The 17,399-nt window shown below is 50.2% G+C and carries 17 protein-coding genes; 16 read left to right on the top strand and 1 reads right to left on the bottom strand.

The window, feature by feature from the left end:
• Positions 1–20 precede the first annotated feature (20 nt).
• The 16 genes from rpsB (at position 21) to CWE23_RS01245 (ending at position 15,726) form a co-directional block, all read left to right on the top strand.
• Positions 21–752 carry a 30S ribosomal protein S2 gene (gene rpsB, locus CWE23_RS01320; protein ID WP_105306151.1) on the top strand — a complete coding sequence of 244 codons (732 nt, stop codon included), beginning with the start codon at positions 21–23 and terminating at the stop codon, positions 750–752.
• Positions 753–766: 14 nt separating this feature from the next.
• Positions 767–1,645 carry a translation elongation factor Ts gene (tsf, locus tag CWE23_RS01315; RefSeq protein WP_105306152.1) on the top strand — a complete coding sequence of 293 codons (879 nt, stop codon included), beginning with the start codon at positions 767–769 and terminating at the stop codon, positions 1,643–1,645.
• A 116-nt stretch (positions 1,646–1,761) separates the two neighbouring features.
• Positions 1,762–2,514 (top strand): UMP kinase, encoded by a 753-nt coding sequence (pyrH, locus tag CWE23_RS01310; RefSeq protein ID WP_105306153.1) that lies wholly within the window; start codon positions 1,762–1,764, stop codon positions 2,512–2,514.
• A gap of 11 nt (positions 2,515–2,525) precedes the next feature.
• Positions 2,526–3,083 (top strand): ribosome recycling factor, encoded by a 558-nt coding sequence (gene frr, locus CWE23_RS01305; RefSeq protein ID WP_105306154.1) that lies wholly within the window; start codon positions 2,526–2,528, stop codon positions 3,081–3,083.
• 79 nt (positions 3,084–3,162) lie between these two features.
• Positions 3,163–3,936 carry a polyprenyl diphosphate synthase gene (uppS, locus tag CWE23_RS01300; RefSeq protein WP_105306155.1) on the top strand — a complete coding sequence of 258 codons (774 nt, stop codon included), beginning with the start codon at positions 3,163–3,165 and terminating at the stop codon, positions 3,934–3,936.
• 3 nt (positions 3,937–3,939) lie between these two features.
• Complete coding sequence (locus CWE23_RS01295; RefSeq protein ID WP_105306156.1) at positions 3,940–4,803, top strand: phosphatidate cytidylyltransferase; 864 nt, start codon at positions 3,940–3,942, stop codon at positions 4,801–4,803.
• Between the two features lie 3 nt (positions 4,804–4,806).
• Entirely contained in the window at positions 4,807–6,000 is a 1,194-nt protein-coding gene (ispC, locus tag CWE23_RS01290) for a 1-deoxy-D-xylulose-5-phosphate reductoisomerase (RefSeq protein ID WP_126819183.1), read from the top strand.
• Positions 5,993–7,348: a sigma E protease regulator RseP gene (gene rseP, locus CWE23_RS01285; protein ID WP_126819182.1), complete on the top strand. Its 1,356-nt coding sequence runs from the start codon at positions 5,993–5,995 to the stop codon at positions 7,346–7,348. Before ispC ends, rseP begins: the two co-directional genes overlap by 8 nt.
• 30 nt (positions 7,349–7,378) lie before the next feature.
• Complete coding sequence (gene bamA / locus CWE23_RS01280; RefSeq protein ID WP_126819181.1) at positions 7,379–9,862, top strand: outer membrane protein assembly factor BamA; 2,484 nt, start codon at positions 7,379–7,381, stop codon at positions 9,860–9,862.
• 52 nt (positions 9,863–9,914) lie between these two features.
• Positions 9,915–10,430, top strand: coding sequence for an OmpH/Skp family outer membrane protein (locus tag CWE23_RS01275; protein WP_105306160.1), 516 nt, complete (start codon positions 9,915–9,917; stop codon positions 10,428–10,430).
• Positions 10,431–10,433: 3 nt separating this feature from the next.
• A complete protein-coding gene (gene lpxD, locus CWE23_RS01270) occupies positions 10,434–11,465 on the top strand; it encodes a UDP-3-O-(3-hydroxymyristoyl)glucosamine N-acyltransferase (RefSeq protein ID WP_105306161.1) in 1,032 nt (343 codons plus the stop codon).
• Between the two features lie 12 nt (positions 11,466–11,477).
• A complete protein-coding gene (fabZ, locus tag CWE23_RS01265; protein WP_105306162.1) occupies positions 11,478–11,933 on the top strand; it encodes a 3-hydroxyacyl-ACP dehydratase FabZ in 456 nt (151 codons plus the stop codon).
• The gene (gene lpxA / locus CWE23_RS01260) at positions 11,933–12,700 is read left to right on the top strand and encodes an acyl-ACP--UDP-N-acetylglucosamine O-acyltransferase (protein WP_126819180.1); all 768 of its coding nucleotides are present in this window, start codon (positions 11,933–11,935) and stop codon (positions 12,698–12,700) included. Before fabZ ends, lpxA begins: the two co-directional genes overlap by 1 nt.
• A gap of 6 nt (positions 12,701–12,706) precedes the next feature.
• Positions 12,707–13,861 (top strand): lipid-A-disaccharide synthase, encoded by a 1,155-nt coding sequence (gene lpxB, locus CWE23_RS01255; protein WP_105306164.1) that lies wholly within the window; start codon positions 12,707–12,709, stop codon positions 13,859–13,861.
• Between the two features lie 79 nt (positions 13,862–13,940).
• Positions 13,941–14,876: a glutathione S-transferase family protein gene (locus CWE23_RS01250; RefSeq protein ID WP_126819179.1), complete on the top strand. Its 936-nt coding sequence runs from the start codon at positions 13,941–13,943 to the stop codon at positions 14,874–14,876.
• Positions 14,877–14,883: 7 nt separating this feature from the next.
• Positions 14,884–15,726 (top strand): pirin family protein, encoded by an 843-nt coding sequence (locus CWE23_RS01245; RefSeq protein WP_198678791.1) that lies wholly within the window; start codon positions 14,884–14,886, stop codon positions 15,724–15,726.
• Here CWE23_RS01245 and CWE23_RS01240 read toward each other — a convergent pair.
• Positions 15,718–17,361, bottom strand: a complete 1,644-nt coding sequence (locus CWE23_RS01240; protein WP_126819178.1) for a tetratricopeptide repeat-containing response regulator — start codon at positions 17,359–17,361, stop codon at positions 15,718–15,720. The two genes, CWE23_RS01245 and CWE23_RS01240, sit on opposite strands and share 9 nt — an antisense overlap.
• Between the last annotated feature and the right edge of the window lie 38 nt (positions 17,362–17,399).

The raw sequence follows: 17,399 nt of genomic DNA, 5'->3' as shown, positions 1-17,399 counted from the left end.
CCTACAAAAGGAAAAAGATTATGGCAAACGTGTCAATGCGTGACATGCTGAAAGCGGGTGTCCACTTCGGTCACCAAACTCGTTTCTGGAACCCAAAAATGAAGCCGTACATTTTTGGTGCTCGCAACAAGATTCATATCATCAACTTAGAAAAAACCGTGCCTATGTTCAACGACGCGTTGAGCTACCTGCAGCACGTGGCTTCTAACAAAGGTAAAATCCTGTTCGTTGGTACTAAGCGTGCCGCTGCTGAGTCAGTAAAAGAAGCAGCACAAGCGTGCGGTCAGTACTACGTAAACCATCGTTGGTTAGGCGGTATGTTGACTAACTGGAAAACCGTTCGTCAATCGATCAAGCGCCTGAAAGACCTCGAAACCATGAGCCAGGACGGTACCTTCGAAAAGCTAACCAAGAAAGAAGCGCTGGTTAACACCCGCGAAATGGAAAAGCTTGAGAAGAGCCTGGGTGGTATCAAAAACATGGGCGGTTTGCCTGACGTTTTATTCGTAATCGACGCGGATCACGAGCACATCGCAGTGAAAGAAGCGAACAACCTGGGTATCCCAGTGGTTTCTGTTGTAGATACCAACTCTGACCCAGACGGCATCGACTACATCATCCCAGGTAACGACGACGCCATTCGTGCGGTACAGTTGTACTTAAACGCTGCCGCTACTGCTGTTAAAGAAGCTGGCGCTGCGCAAGGCGATGTAAAAGACGCTGACGAATTTGTTGAAGCAACTGAAGAATAATCGAGGATAAAACCATGGCAATTACTGCAGCTCTGGTAAAAGAACTGCGCGAGCGCACTGGCGCTGGCATGATGGACTGCAAAAAAGCGTTGCAGGAAGTCGACGGTGATATGGAAGCAGCGATTGAACTGATGCGTAAAAGCGGTCAGGCAAAAGCAGCGAAAAAAGCGGGTCGTACTGCGGCTGAAGGCGTTATCTTGGTGAAATCTGAAGGTAACCAGGCAACATTGGTTGAACTGAACTGTGAAACCGACTTCGTTGCTCGTGACGACAGCTTCCTGGCATTCGGTGACCAAGTCATCAACGCCGCGTTCGCTAACAAAGAAAACGACATTGAAAAACTTCGCGCAACAGAAATCGACGGTGAAACCGTTGAGAAGAAACGTGAAGACCTGGTTGCTAAGATCGGTGAAAACATGGCTGTACGTCGTGTTGCAACCATCGAAGAAGGCAATGTTGTTGCAACCTATACGCACGGTGCTCGCATCGGTGTAGCGGTAGCATTGAACGGCGGTAACGAAGATTTGGCTCGTGATATCTGCATGCACGTTGCCGCAAGCAGCCCACAATTCGTTAAGCCTGAAGATGTTAACGCTGAAGTGGTTGAAAAAGAGCGTGCTATTCAGGTTGATATCGCTATGCAAAGCGGTAAGCCGAAAGAAATCGCTGAGAAGATGGTTGAAGGCCGTATGCGTAAGTTTACCGGCGAAATCAGCCTGACAGGTCAGCCTTTCGTTAAAGATCCTTCAATGACTGTCGGCGAATTGCTGAAGAAAGAAGGTGCAGACGTCGTTACGTTTGTACGTTTCGAAGTTGGTGAAGGTATTGAGCGTAAAGAAGAAGACTTTGCGTCTGAAGTTCAAGCTCAAGTGGCGGCTGCGAGCAAAGGTTAATTCTTTGTGACCGGGTCGTCCCCTAAGTAATGAACAAAAACCGCGTCTTGAAGGTTCAGGACGCGGTTTTTTTTGAATATACTTCTTATCGAATAAAAGGCTAAAGCGAGGCTATGATGAGCACCCACCCGAAACCCAGCTATCGACGAATTTTATTAAAACTCAGTGGCGAAGCACTGATGGGCGATGAGCCTTTCGGTATAGACGCAAAAGTGCTGGACAGAATGGCACAAGAAATTAAAGAATTGGTCGAACTTGGTGTGCAAGTGGGCTTAGTTATCGGCGGCGGTAATTTATTTCGCGGTGAAGGCCTGGCTAAGGCCGGAATGAATCGGGTCGTTGGCGACCATATGGGGATGCTGGCGACCGTAATGAACGGTCTTGCCATGCGTGACGCACTGCACCGTGCTTTTGTTAACGCGCGTTTAATGTCCGCGATTGAATTGACCGGTGTGTGTGACAGCTATAACTGGGCGGAAGCCATCAGTTTACTCAAGTCAGGCCGAGTGGTGATATTCTCAGCCGGTACTGGCAACCCGTTTTTTACCACCGACTCTGCGGCGTGTTTGCGCGGCATCGAGATCGAAGCGGATGTGGTTCTGAAGGGTACTAAGGTCGATGGCGTTTATTCTGCTGACCCCGTGCAAAACCCTGACGCGACGTTGTATCGCCACATTAATTACGATGATGTGTTGCAGCAACAATTAAAAGTGATGGATTTGGCCGCATTTACCCTGGCTCGTGACCATGGTTTACCGATCCGTGTATTTAATATGAACAAGCCTGGTGCGCTAAGGTCAGTGATTCTTGGTGAAGAAGAAGGTACACTGATCAGTAAAGACGCCAATAATGATCAAAGAATCAAGTAAAAGGTAGCAACGTGATTGATGAAATTATAAAAGACGCTGAACAGCGCATGCAAAAAAGCGTAGAGTCTCTGCGCAGTCAAATGAGTAAAGTTCGTACCGGTCGTGCTCACCCAAGCCTGCTCGATGGCGTGATGGTGAATTACTACGGTAGCGACACGCCGCTAAAACAGCTGGCAAACATTACTACAGAAGATTCTCGCACCCTGGCATTGACGGTGTTTGATAAGTCATCGACTCAGGCCGTTGAGAAAGCCATCATGAGCTCTGATCTGGGCTTAAACCCTGCATCGGCCGGCTCAGTCATCCGCATTCCTCTGCCTCCGTTAACCGAAGAGCGTCGTCGTGACCTGGTTAAGATCGTTCGTAACGAAGCGGAACAAGGCCGTGTCGCGGTTCGTAATATTCGTCGTGATGCCAACAGCGATGTGAAAGAATTGCTGAAGGAAAAGGAAATTACAGAAGACGAAGAACGCGCTGCTGAGGAACAAATCCAAAAGATCACGGACAAATATGTTAAGCAGATCGATGAAGCGCTGAAGGCAAAAGAACAAGACTTAATGGAAGTCTGATTCGATTAGCGCTCAATTTTGGTGTTAAACGCCGTGTAAGATCTTCTCGCGCGGCGTTTTTATTATCTATGGCAGAAGCATGACAGAACTCCCATCGCTACAGCAGTTAGTGCCTAAGCACGTAGCAATTATCATGGACGGTAATGGCCGGTGGGCAAAACAGCGTGGTAAACTGCGCACCTTTGGTCACAAAGCTGGCGCCGAGGCTGTTCGGCGTGCGGTCGCCTTCGCCCGTCGTAATGGTATTCAGTCGTTAACCTTATTCGCTTTCAGTAGCGAGAACTGGCAACGTCCGGAAAAAGAAGTTTCGGTGTTAATGGACTTGTTTATGACGGTGCTGAAACGCGAAGTGAAAAAGCTGCACCAGAACAACATTAAATTGAATATCATTGGCGATAAGTCGCGTTTTTCCACTCGTCTGCAGCGGCAAATCAGCGAAGCCGAGGAAAAGACCGCGAATAATAACGCATTGACCTTAAACATTGCGGCCAACTATGGTGGTCAATGGGATATTATTCAAGCAGCGCAGGCATTGGCGAAACAGGTTGAAAGCGGGGCTTTAAGCAGCTCAGACATCAACAGTGAACGCTTTGCGGCGCAGTTACAATTAGCGGGCCAGCCGACTCCGGACTTATTAATCAGAACCGGTGGCGAGTGTCGCATCAGTAACTTTTTATTGTGGCAGGCTGCCTATGCGGAGTTGTATTTTACGCCCGTTTTATGGCCTGACTTTGACGACGAAACGTTTTCCAAAGCAATTACTGAGTTCGCTCAGCGCGAACGTCGCTTTGGTTTAACCAGTGAGCAGCTCGACAGCGTCATGCGCGATCTGGAAACCCGGGTAGAGGAATAATTTTTGTTAAAACAACGAATACTCACAGCTTTGCTGTTAATACCGGTTGCTTTGTATGCGGTCTTTTTATTGCCGCTTTGGGGATTTTCTCTTTTCATTCAAGCCGTGCTGATGCTGGGCGCCTGGGAATGGTCGCCGTTAATGGGGGTGACAAAAACCAGCGGTCGAATCGCCTATACCGTGGCGGTGGGCGCAATCATTGGTGTGCTCAGCTTATTCGTGCCGTACCAACATCTGTGGACAGACGGCACCCTGGACCCGCTCATCTATTACACCATTGTTGCGGGCGGTGTCTGGTGGGTCTGCGCCCTGGCGCTGATCGTAAATTACCCGTCAAGCCGGCGTTTGTGGTCACGCACACGCTCTATTGTTGGTTTATTTGGGCTGTTAATTTTTGTACCGACCTGGGCAGCATTAATCACCGTACGTTCGATTAATATCGACCTGCAACCTTATTTTGGTGGCTGGGTGGTGTTGTTCATTTTATTATTGGTATGGGCAGCCGATGTTGGCGCTTATTTCGCCGGTGTGCGGTATGGCCGTAATAAAATGATGCCGGCCGTGAGTCCCGGTAAAACCATGGAAGGGTTATGCGGCGGTATCAGTCTGGCATTTGTGGTGATGATGGTGGTGTCGCACTGGACTAAGATTCCGGCGGATCAGTTTACCGGGTATTATTTAACGGGATTATTCACGGTGGTAGCCTCAGTGTTTGGTGATTTGAACGAGAGTATGTTTAAACGCGCTGCCGGGGTAAAAGACAGTGGGTCGATATTGCCTGGCCACGGCGGTATTCTCGATCGAATTGACAGCTTGACGGCTGCGGTACCGATTTTCACCCTTGCTTATCTGGAGTTCCTACACTAAACCATGCGCAGTATTACGGTTCTGGGAGCAACAGGCTCTATCGGCAAAAACACACTCGACGTGGTGCGTCGTCATCGCGACGATTTTAGTGTGTTTGCGTTAACGGCAATGACGCAAGTGGATGCACTGGCCGAGCTTTGCCGTGAATTTAAACCTCAGTATGCGGTTATTGGTTGTGCTGACGACGCGGTCAAACTTGAGCGCGCCTTGGCACCCCAGCAAACGACCGTTCTGTATGGCCAGCAAGGCCTAGCCGATGTCAGTGCAGCCGCCGACGTAGACGTTGTGATGGCCGCTATCGTCGGTGCGGCCGGGTTGCGTCCAACGCTGGCCGCCATTGATGCCGGTAAAACGGTATTGTTGGCCAACAAAGAAGCCTTGGTGGTCAGTGGTCAGTTGTTTATTGAACACGCCAAACAAAGTGGCGCCCGCATATTACCGGTTGATAGTGAACACAATGCGATTTTTCAGTGTTTGCCAGAGCAGCAACAGCAGCAGGTTGGGCACATGGATCTCGCTGCAGCCGGTATTGATCATATCTTATTGACCGGCTCCGGCGGCCCATTTCGGGATTTGCCGCTGCCTCAGTTGGCGCAACAATCGCCGGAAGCGGCCTGCAATCATCCCAACTGGTCGATGGGCCGGAAAATCTCCGTTGATTCGGCGACCATGTTGAACAAAGGCCTGGAATACATCGAAGCGCGCTGGTTGTTTAATTGTCAACGGCAACAACTGCAGATCGTGATCCACCCACAAAGTGTGATTCACTCAATGGTTCAGTACGTTGATGGCTCGGTGTTAGCGCAACTCGGCCAGCCGGATATGCGCACTCCGATTGCGCACACATTGGGTTTTCCCGACCGTATTAACAGCGGTGTGGGTGGCCTTGACTTCACCCGGCTCGGCGAGCTGACCTTTAAACAGCCTGAACCGGCGCGCTACCCATGCCTGCAATTAGCCATTGATAGTTGCTGGGAAGGACAAAGCGCAACCACCAGCCTGAATGCGGCGAATGAGATTGCTGTGGATGCTTTTTTAAAGGAGCAGATTGGTTTTACACAAATTGCCGAAGTGTGTGACTGGGTGCTACAACACCAGCCAATGTTCCATTGTGCCTCGATAGACGAATTGCTGCAGTTGGATCAGCAAGTCAGAGAGCGGGCGCGCGAACGCGTTAAGCAGGTGGCTTATGTTTGATTTTATAGGGTACGCCGCGGCGTTTGCGGTCACGCTGGGCATCTTAGTGGCGTTTCATGAGTTTGGTCACTTCTGGGTCGCGCGTCGGTGTGGGGTAAAGGTTATCACCTACTCGGTGGGGTTTGGTAAGGCCATTTGGTCGCGTACCGGCAAAGACGGTACCGAATATCAACTGGGTGTTATTCCGTTAGGCGGTTACGTGCGGATGCTCGACGAACGGGTTGACGCGGTCGCTGAGCACGAGCGGCATTTGTCGTTTAATGCTCAGTCGGTGTATAAACGTTTTGCGATCGTGGCAGCCGGACCTATCGCTAACTTTGTGCTTGCGGTTGCCGTATTGTGGCTGATGTTTGGCATTGGGGTACCAACGGTGAAGCCAATCATCGGTGAGGTTGCCGCAGACTCCATCGCCAGCCGCGCCAACTTGCAACGCGGTGACGAGATTGTGCAAGTGGGTAATATCGAGGCTTATGACTGGCAACAGGTGCAATTGGGTCTGATGTCAGCGATTGGCAATGAAGACGTTACGCTGGTGGTGCGCAGCCGCAATGGTAATGAACGTATGCAGACACTGGACCTCAGTGACTGGCAGTTTGATCCAGAAACCGAGTCGACCTTCGGTAGTCTTGGTATCGACGTTTATCAGCCGCACGTTTATACCGAGTTGGCCGAAGTGATGGATGATTCGCCGGCAGCCGAAGCGGGCCTGCAACAAGGCGATGTGATCGAAACCGTCAACGGCGAAGCGGTAACAAACTGGCAGCAGTTGACCGAAGTGATTCGGCAGTCACCGGGGCAAATGTTGGCGTTAGGCATTTCCCGAAATGGCAATCGCCAACAAATTTCCGCCCTTGTTGGGGAACAGGAAGGAGCCAGCGGTGTCATAGGTTATCTTGGCATTATGCCAAAGACCGAGGCACTACCTGAGGGTTATGTATTTAACCATCAATATGGTATTGTCGGCGGTTTAGTAAAAGGTGCGCAACAGACTTGGGACTTGATGGTCATCAGCGTACAAATGATTGGAAAATTATTAACCGGCGACGTATCGGTTAAAAACTTGGCAGGACCGCTAAGTATTGCTGAAGGGGCAGGAGTCAGTGCCGGCAACGGATTTGTTTATTTTCTCAGTTTTCTGGCACTACTGAGCGTTAACCTGGGTATCATTAATTTGTTGCCATTGCCGGTCTTAGATGGCGGGCACCTGGCCTTTTTTATGGTCGAATGGGTACGCGGAAAGCCTGTTTCAGAAAAAGTACAAGATGTTTGCTATCGAATTGGGGCAGCACTGGTTTTTGCGCTAATGGTGCTGGCCATCAGTAATGATATTGTTCGGTACGCATTCTGATTTAGAATCAACAATAAGTAGCTATTCATAATGACGTTTAAAAAGCTGTTAGTGAGTGCCATGGTGGCAGCGGCGGTTTCGCCGGTGCACGCACAAGAAGAATTTGTAGTTGAAGATATTGAAGTCAAAGGCTTGCAACGCGTTGCCCTGGGGGCCGCGTTAACCTATATTCCCGTCCGGGTTGGCGATGATGTCAGCGAGATGCAAATTCGCAGCGCGATTAAGTCGTTGTATTCGTCTACGCACTTTGACTACATCGAAGTAAAACGCGACGGCAGCACGCTGATATTTCAGGTGAGCGAGCGTCCTACCATTGCTGAGATTACGTTCGAAGGCAATAAAGACATTAAAGACGAACAGCTTGAACAAAGCCTGCAGGACAACAATATTGTTGTTGGTGAGCCACTTGACCGCACCACCATTTCGGGTATTGAAAAGGGTCTGGAAGATTTCTTCCACAGTGTTGGTAAATACAACGCTGAAGTTACCATCGAAGTGGTCGAGCTACCGCGTAACCGGGTTGAACTGCTGATGACCTTCGATGAAGGCGATGCGGCTGAAATTGCACAAATCAACATTGTTGGCAACAAGGCCTTCCCGGATGAGTTGCTGTTGGATGCGTTTGAGCTAAAAGACGATTTACCCTGGTGGAACGTCATTGGTGAGAAGCGCTATCAGAAAGAACAACTGAGCGGTGACTTAGAAACGCTGGAGTCGTTCTACCGCGATCGTGGCTACTTGCAATTTACGGTAACGTCGGTACAAGTATCGATGACACCGGATCGTGAAGGCATTTACATCACCATTAACGTTGACGAAGGTGAAAAATACCGCGTCAGCGGTACCGATGTCATCGGTGATCTTAAAGGTCACGATGATTTGGTTGAGCGCATTGCCACCATCGAGGAAGGCACGCTGTACAACGCCGCGCAGGTCACCTACATCGAAGACATGATCTCACGGTTCTTTGGTCGCTTTGGTTATGCCTACCCGGAAGTTCGTGCCATTCCTGAACGGAATGACGACGACAAAACGGTCAAACTGACGTTCTCGATTGACCCGGGTAACCGTGTCTACGTCCGTCGCATTAATTTTGAAGGCAACAGCCTTACTCAGGATCGCGTGCTGCGCCGTGAAATGCGTCAGCTCGAAGGTGCCTGGTTGTCGGACGACAAAGTCGAGCAGGGCAAAGTCCGACTGGAACGGCTGGGCTTTTTCGAAACTGTCGAAAGCTCAACCCAAAAAGTTGACGGTCGTGATGATCAAGTTGATATCACTTATAAAGTGAAAGAGCAGCCGTCGGGCTCCTTTAACGCCGGTATCGGCTACGGCGACTACTCGGGTCTGCAATTAAATGCGGGCGTACAACAAAATAACTTCCTGGGTACCGGTAATCGGGCGGGCATTAACGTCTCCACCAGTCGGTTTAATAAAAACTTCAGCATTTCCTACGCAGACCCTTACTTCACCATCAACGGTGTCAGTTTGTCAGGGCAACTGTATATGAATGAGTTTGATGCCGGAAAAGCTGAAAACTTAATTCGCTATAATCAAAAAACCTATGGTATTTCATCGAACATCGGGTTCCCGGTCGATGAAATCAACAGCTTTAACTTTGGTATTGGTTATAAGCAGCAGGAAGTCAGCAACGTTGATGGCTACGAGCAGATCCGAAAATTCTACTCGGCATTTTTGGATCGTGAAAACCCAGACGAAGGTGTTGCCTTTGATATCTATGAGTTTAATGCGGGTTGGCAACGCATCACGCTCAACCGCGGCACGTTCCCGACTTCAGGCTCATCACAACGCGCCTCGGTAGAAGTTTCTGCGCCGTTTAGTGATATTCAATACTTTAAAGCCAACTACGACTTTAAATATTACATACCGCTGTCGGACGATCACCAGTGGTCGTTCCTGACGCGCTTTAACATTGGCTATGGTAACGGCTACGGTGAAGACGATGTCGGTAATGAGTTCTTGTTGCCGTTCTGGGAGTCCTTCCGCGTCGGTGGTCAGGGCGACTTGCGTGGTTTCGAACCTAATACCGTTGGACCTCGGGCAATTTACAGTTTTGCCGAACAGGTAACAGGACCTCCAGACTCGACCGGTCTGCCATCCGGCTACCCGGAGGGCACAGGTGCCGAAAGTGTTCAAGTTAGACGCTATGCGGTTGGCGGTAACGCTAAGGTCGTCGGTGGTCTTGAGTTAATTGTACCAACACCGTTCATCGATGAAGGTATGCGTAACAGTGTTCGCACCAGTGTATTTGTGGATGTGGGAACAGTGTGGGATACTGAATTCGATTACGATCAATACAAAGACCTGGATTTGGTGCCCAACAGTCAACCATTATCCGATTACAGTGATCCGGGTGACTTCCGTGTATCGGCCGGTGTGTCGGTGCAGTGGATATCACCGATGGGGCCATTGACGTTCTCATTGGGTCGGGCATTGAAAGAGGTTGAGGGCGATGAAACGCAGGTGTTCTCGTTCAATATCGGTACCACATTCTGATAAACTATAAAGAATCGTTTAAAACGAACAACAGTCTATTGAGGAGTTAACATTGAAAACTTTAATTAAAACAACGGCAGCCGCTGTAGCACTCTCTACCGCTCTGTTTGCCGGTGCAGCCGAAGCGCAGCAGAAGATTGGTGTGGTCGATATGATGTCGATTTTCCAACAATTACCGCAGCGTGAACAAATCTCACAAGATCTGCAGGCCGAGTTCCAGGATCGCTTTGAAGAGATGCGTCAACTGGAGACTAAAATCCAGGAACTGCGTCAAAAGCAAGAGCGTGATGCGTCGATCATGTCAAATGACGAGAAGACGCAACTGAACCGTGAACTGGAGCAGTTGATTTCTGAGGCACAGCTGAAGAGCAAAGCGCTGCAGGAAGACACTCGCCGTCGCCAGCAGGAAGAACGTAACGAGCTGCTCGGTAAAGTACAGCAGGCCATCAACGCCGTAGCCGCTGAGCAAGGTTATGACCTTGTGCTGGAAAGCAGTGCAGTCGCGTTCATGAAAGCAGACAACGATTTGTCTGACGAAGTGGTTACTGAGATGTCTTCAGGTAATTAATGAATGACTGAGTATACTCTGCAACAACTTGCCGAGCATGTTGGTGGTGAGGTTCGCGGTGACGCGAACCTTGTCATTACAGGGGTTGGTACCCTGCAGTCAGCGAATGCTCAACAAGTGGCCTTTTTGGCAAACAGTCGCTACAAAAGTCAATTAGCGGAATCGGCAGCGGGCGCGGTATTACTGTCACCGAAAGATGCTGAAAACAGCGATGTGCAAAATGCTATTGTCATTGCTAATCCCTATGCGGCGTTTGCCAAAGTGGCACAACTTTTAGATACCACACCATTGCCGGCGACCGGCATTGCGGATACCGCGCGGGTGGCCGAAGGGGTAACTCTGGGGAGTAACGTTTCGCTCGGAGAATACGTCGTTATCGAGGCCGGCGCAACGATCGGTGATAACGTCAGTATTGGTGCGCACACGCACGTTGGGCCCGGTGTCAGCATCGGTAACAACAGTAAAATTTGGTCCGGGGTACACCTTTACCATAACTGTCAGATTGGTGCTGACTGCATCATTCACTCAGGAGCGGTTATTGGCGCAGACGGCTTTGGCTGGGCGCCGGAAAATGGTAAATGGTTAAAAATCCCGCAAATTGGCCGTGTCGTAATTGGTAACCGTGTTGAAATCGGTGCGTCGACAACGGTTGACCGGGGCGCGCTAGATGACACCATCATCAGTGATGGTTGTATCATCGATAACCAGTGCCAGATTGCCCATAACGTGTTTATTGATGAAGACACGGCGATAGCCGGGTGTACCGTATTAGCAGGCAGTTGCCGTATTGGTAAGCGTTGCATGATTGGTGGTGCTTCGGCGATCAACGGTCATATCAGTATTTGTGACGATGTGCAGATCATGGGCTTTGCCATGGTGATCAAAGAAATCACCGAACCGGGCGTTTATGCGTCTGGCATTCCTGCGTCAAGCCATCGCGAATGGCGTCGTAACGGAGCGAGATTCCGTCAGCTTGATGACCTGTTTAAGCGCGTAAAGTCAGTTGAGCAACAACTGCAAGATAACAACGAATAATTGGGAGCTACTGTGAAAGCCACGGAGTCTGGATTTGATATTCAAGGTGTGCTCGACTTATTGCCACACCGTTATCCATTTTTATTGATCGATCGCGTGATTGAGTGCGATTGCGAGCGCTCGATCCACGCCATCAAAAACGTCAGCTTTAATGAACCCATGTTCAACGGGCACTTCCCGGGTAAGCCGATTTTCCCTGGGGTATTGTTGTTGGAAGGTCTGGCGCAGGCTGCCGGTCTGTTAGGTTTTAAAATTACCCAGCAGAAATCTGAAGCAAACGATTTGTACCTGTTTGCCGGTATCGACAACGCGCGTTTTAAACGCCAGGTGGTACCCGGAGATACCATCCATTTTCACGTGACCTTCGAAAAAGAACGTCGTGGCATCTGGAAATTCAGTGGTAAGGCTGAGGTGGATGGCGAATTGGCAGCCAGTGCTGAGATAATCTGTGCAAGAAGGGAAGTCTAGTGATCCACGAAACGGCGATAATCGACGCCAGTGCTAAAATTGGTGAAAACGTCAGTATCGGCCCCTGGACCGTTATCGGTCCCGATGTTGTGATTGGCGATAACTGTGATATTCGCTCGCACGTTGTTATTAAAGGTCCGACAGAAATCGGCCGCAACAATACCATTTATCAATTTGCGTCGGTCGGTGAAGATTGCCAGGACAAGAAGTATGCGGGCGAGCCGACGCGGTTGGTTATCGGTGATCATAATGTTATTCGTGAGTCAGTAACTATCCACCGTGGCACCGTGCAAGACAACAGCTTAACCCAAATCGGCAGTCATAATTTGCTGATGGCCTACGTGCATGTTGCTCATGACTGCATGGTCGGTGATAACAACATACTGGCCAATCAGGTAACCCTGGCCGGCCACGTTCACGTGGGCGATTTCGTTATTCTTGGTGGTATGACGGGTGTGCACCAGTTCTGCCATATCGGCTCGCACAGCTTTTGCGCGGTGAATTCAATCTTAGTGCAGGACTTACCGCCGTTTGTGATGGCGCAGGGACACAATGCCCGTCCTCGTACCATCAACAGTGAAGGCTTAAAGCGGCGCAATTTCAGCGCTGAACAAATCACCAATATTCGCCGTGCTTATAAGTTGCTGTATCGCTCCGGTATGACAACCGAAGAGGCGTTACAAGCGATTAAAGAGCTGAACGAACCGCAGCTTGACGACTTCTGTGCGTTCGTTGAGAACAGTCAACGCGGCATTATTCGTCCCTAGTAACTAATGACCACAATGTCCCCCCGTGTTATTGCGATTGTCGCCGGAGAACATTCCGGCGATTTACTTGGCGCTGGTTTAATGCGCGCACTCAAACAGCGCTCGCGCCAGCCGATTGAATTCATTGGCGTCGGCGGCCCGCTTATGGCGGCAGAAGGGTTGCAGTCTTTTTTCCCGATGGAAGATCTGGCGGTGATGGGCATTGCCGAAGTGCTGAAAGATCTGCCAAAGTTGCTGCGACACCGTCGTAAGCTGGTGCAGTATCTGCTCGAGCGTCAGCCACAGGTCATGATTGGCATCGATGCCCCTGACTTCAATTTGACCGTCGAACGACGTTTACGTGATCGCGGCATCCGTACCGTACATTACGTCAGCCCGTCGGTCTGGGCGTGGCGGGAAGGTCGTATCAAGGGTATTAAGAAAGCCGTAGACCATATGCTTTGCCTGTTGCCATTTGAACAGCAGTTTTACGACAAACATCAACTGCCGGCGACCTTTGTCGGCCATCCGCTGGCGGATGACATTCCCATGCAATGGCCGCGGTCGCAAGCGCGTAGCGAGCTTAATTTGGCGCAGGATGGCCAGTATTTGGCGTTGATGCCGGGCAGTCGGGGCGGTGAAGTAAAGCGCATGGCGCCGCTGTTTTTGCAAGCAGCTCTGCAGTTACAGCAACGATATCCGTCATTAAAATTTGTGGCGCCGATGATCAGTGCAACGCGGGCAGAACAATTTAAGGCATTATGGCAGCAACACGCGCCACAATTGGCTATCGACATTACGGTTGGTAACAGTCGTGCCACCATGGCTGCGGCGGACTACTTGTTGCTGACGTCGGGTACGGTCGCGTTAGAAGCCATGCTGATCAAGCGACCGATGGTGGTTGCCTACAAATTTAATGCACTCACCTACCGACTGATAAAATGGCTGTTTCATGCGCCGTTTTTTTCGCTGCCGAACCTGCTGGCCGATGAACGTATTGTGCCTGAGTTGGCGCAGCACGAAGCGTCCTGTGACGCGTTGGTTGATGCCATGAGCACACTCATTGACAGTGACAATGATGCGCTGCTACAGCGTTTCGAAAACTTACACAAGCAATTGAAGGTTAACGCCAGTGAACGGGCTGCGGAAGTTGTACTGAATCTAATAAGTTCTAATAAATAGAAAGATTAACCAGAAATTATGGGCTAATAATTCTAAAAAATAGAGGCTATCCTTAGGTTAACTCAATCAAGGAGGTCTTATGGGATTATTAGTTGACGGTCAGTGGCACGATAAATGGTACGACACCGAAAAGCACGGTGGCCGCTTTGTCCGCAGTGAGTCACAGTTTCGCAATGACATATCTCCGACAGGGCGGTTTAAACCTGAATCCGGCCGCTATCATCTGTACGTTTCTTATGCGTGTCCCTGGGCGCATCGGGCGCTGATTTTCCGACGTCTGAAAGGGCTCGAGCAACACATCGACGTTTCCGTCGTGCATCCGCTGATGTTAGAAAATGGCTGGGAATTTGCAGATACACCATTGCACGACCCGCTGTACAACAACGATTACCTGTACCAGCTCTATTTAAAAGCAGATCCGAATTATTCTGGTCGCGTTACCGTGCCTGTGTTATGGGATAAACAGGAGCAAACCATCGTTAATAATGAGTCTGCGGATATCATTCGAATTTTCAACTTGGCGTTCAATGAGCTCACCGGTAACCACGATGACTATTATCCGCCATCGTTGCGTGAGGAGATTGACGAGGTCAATGAATGGGTCTACAACGACATTAATAACGGTGTCTACAAGTGCGGTTTTGCGACTCGTCAGCAAGCCTACGAAGAGGCTTTCACCGATTTATTTGCGGCGCTGGACAGGGTCGAAGCGATTTTGGCCAAACAGCCCTATTTGGCAGGCGCGCAATTGACCGAGGCAGACTGGCGATTATTCACCACTCTGGTGCGCTTTGACGCGGTTTATTTTGGTCACTTTAAGACCAACCGCCAGCGCATTGTTGATTACCCGAATATGTGGCGTTATGTGCGAGGCTTATATCAACACCCGGGTGTTGCCGAAACCGTGGTGATGGATCATATCAAACAGCATTATTACGGCAGTCACAAAACCATTAACCCAACGCAAATTGTGCCGGCAGGTCCGGACATTGATTTCAACCAGCCGCTGGAGTGAGAAACCTATGTCGAGTGTCATTTTAGGGCGTTTTCGTGGTATGCCGGCGCAAGACGGTGCCGGTGTTAAGCTCACACGAATCATTAATCAGCCGGGTTTAAAGCATCAGGATCCGTTTCTGATGCTGGATGAATTCCGTTCCGATAACCCCGACGATTATATTGCCGGTTTTCCACCGCATCCGCATCGTGGTTTTTGTACCCTGACCTACATGCTGGCGGGGCAGATGGAGCACAAGGATTCGGTCGGCAATACCGGCGTAGTCGAAGCCGGTGGCGTGCAATGGATGAAAGCGGCGCGGGGCATCATTCATGCGGAGATGCCTAAGCAAGAAGCAGGCTTGATGTGGGGTTTTCAATTATGGGTAAACCTTCCGGCGGCGGAAAAAATGTCCGAGCCAGCCTGGTATGATTATCCCGCCGATGTGATCCCGGAAATCGATCGCGGCAACGCGGTTATTCGGGTTGTTGCGGGAGAACATGGCGGCAAAACGGGGCCGGTTGATGCGCCGGGTCGTGACTTTTTGATGTTGGATCTGGTGTTTAATGCCGCTGAAACCTTGACGGTGGCGGCCCAAGGGCAACGTCAACGGCTGGGTTACGTGTACAAAGGCAATGTCAGCGTCAATGGCGAAGCTGTTGCTCGAGGTGAACTGGTCCGCCTCGATACCGATGCGGAGCTTATTATCGAGGGCAGTGCCGACAGTGGGCTATTGCTGTTGGCGGCACAACCGATCAATGAGCCGATTGCGCAGTACGGTCCCTTTGTCATGAACAACTCAGTGGAAATCGAACAGGCGATACGCGACTATCAGAATGGCACGCTGGCCGCTAATCAAAAGTTAACGTAATCCCAGCGTCGCGGTTTGTTCTAATAAATATTCGTAACGCTGCTTGTGGGTGTCGGACAGTGGCAACCCCTGCAGCGTTTTGAAGCAATTGGCGCATTCTTTGCGCAGATACTCCAGTTCTACCTTACCGGTATTCTGACAGTAGCTGACCGCCGTTTGTATGTAGTTGAGTGCCGCGCCGCTGTTCAGCGGAGCCAGTTGCAACGCCTCCCGGAACACACTTAAGGCCTCTTTATAATTGTGCTGCTCGTACAGACGAATACCTTTTTGGTGCACGTCACGGAACGCATTTTCGGTCTTGCGTGCCAGTTCACGACGTTCAGTCAATAACTTTTTAGTGTAACTATCGATGTTGTGTCCGTCATCGGCCGCAATTGCCAGCTCATTGGCTTTTTCAAACTCGCCCAGATCCAGCAACACAATGATGACGTCGGCAAGTAACTCGGTTGGCACCGGTTTTTTCTGCGACAGTTCATCACCAACCGCCTTATTGAGCAATTGTTGTGCTTCGCGCAGCCGTCCATTAAACGCATCGATACGTGAGACCAGAATCGACTCCAGCGTTTCAAACGGCAACTCGGAATAAACAATGTTCTCGTCGTAGCGGGAGCGTTGCAGTTCCATGGTCGCTTCCGTCTGGTACTTGGCGACCTTCTGACGCGTATCGGCGTGTTCGGCAGCGTCCAAAATTGCCCTTAAGTAATTGCACAGGTGCTGGACATTACGAAACACTGAGGTACGGGCGATTTGCAGCACATTGTTCATCGCTTGTTTGGCAATCTCATAGTCGCCATTGTCACGGGCTATATGGGCTAACTGGGTTTGCCTGGAGATGGAAAACGGGGCCATGTTGATGCTCTGCCGCGCGCTTTCCAGCGCCTCTTCAGGATTATCCAGCAGCAAATAGCAGCGCGTTTTGATGTCCTGTGCCTCAATCGCGTTTGGCATCTTTTTGAGTACCGCTTCAGCAATCTCCAGAGCATCTTTGGGACGTTGTTGCAACAATCGAGTTTCGGCAAGTTTTAACTGAATCCAGGGTTGCACACCGTCTTCAAGTACACGCTTTATGGCGGCTTCAGCTTGCTCAAGTTGCTGCGTTTTATTAAACAGTTCAATCTGCAACTTTTGGCAATAGGTGGCGTAACGGCTTTGTGAATCGATATGACGCTGGCAGGCGTCAATACAAGCTGTGTAATCGCCGTTGTATAACGACTTGAACACATCTTTAAGCCACATCCGGCGTTTGTAAGCGCGGGCAATTCGTGAGCGCAGAACGCGATGTGAAAAGGGTTTGGTGAGATAGTCATCGGGCTGTAGTTCAAGCGCGCTCAACACCATCGGCCGGGTATTGTCGCCGGTGATGATAAAGAAAATGGTATCCTCTTTGAGGACGCCACGGTGTTTCAACTCTTCCAGCACCTGCCGGCCATTTTTACCGCGGCCAAGGTTGTAATCGACCAGCATTACGTCAAAGGGTTTGCGCACATACGCAGCAATACCGGCTTCACCGGTTCGCTTCGCCTCAACCTCTTTGGCACCAAGATTGAGCAGTAATCCTTTTAGCATCACCTGAAACGCTTTTTGATCTTCGATGATCAGTACGCGTTTGTCGGCGAGTTCGACAAACTCACTCATTGTGTGTTTTGCCATCCTTTGGTTTTTTGTCACGACAA

Origin of the sequence: Idiomarina aquatica (assembly GCF_003987185.1) — a bacterium.
In the GTDB taxonomy this organism is placed as follows: Bacteria; Pseudomonadota; Gammaproteobacteria; order Enterobacterales; family Alteromonadaceae; genus Idiomarina; species Idiomarina aquatica.
Note: the sequence above shows the minus strand (reverse complement) of the source record. Positions and strands in the feature narration are given on the sequence as shown.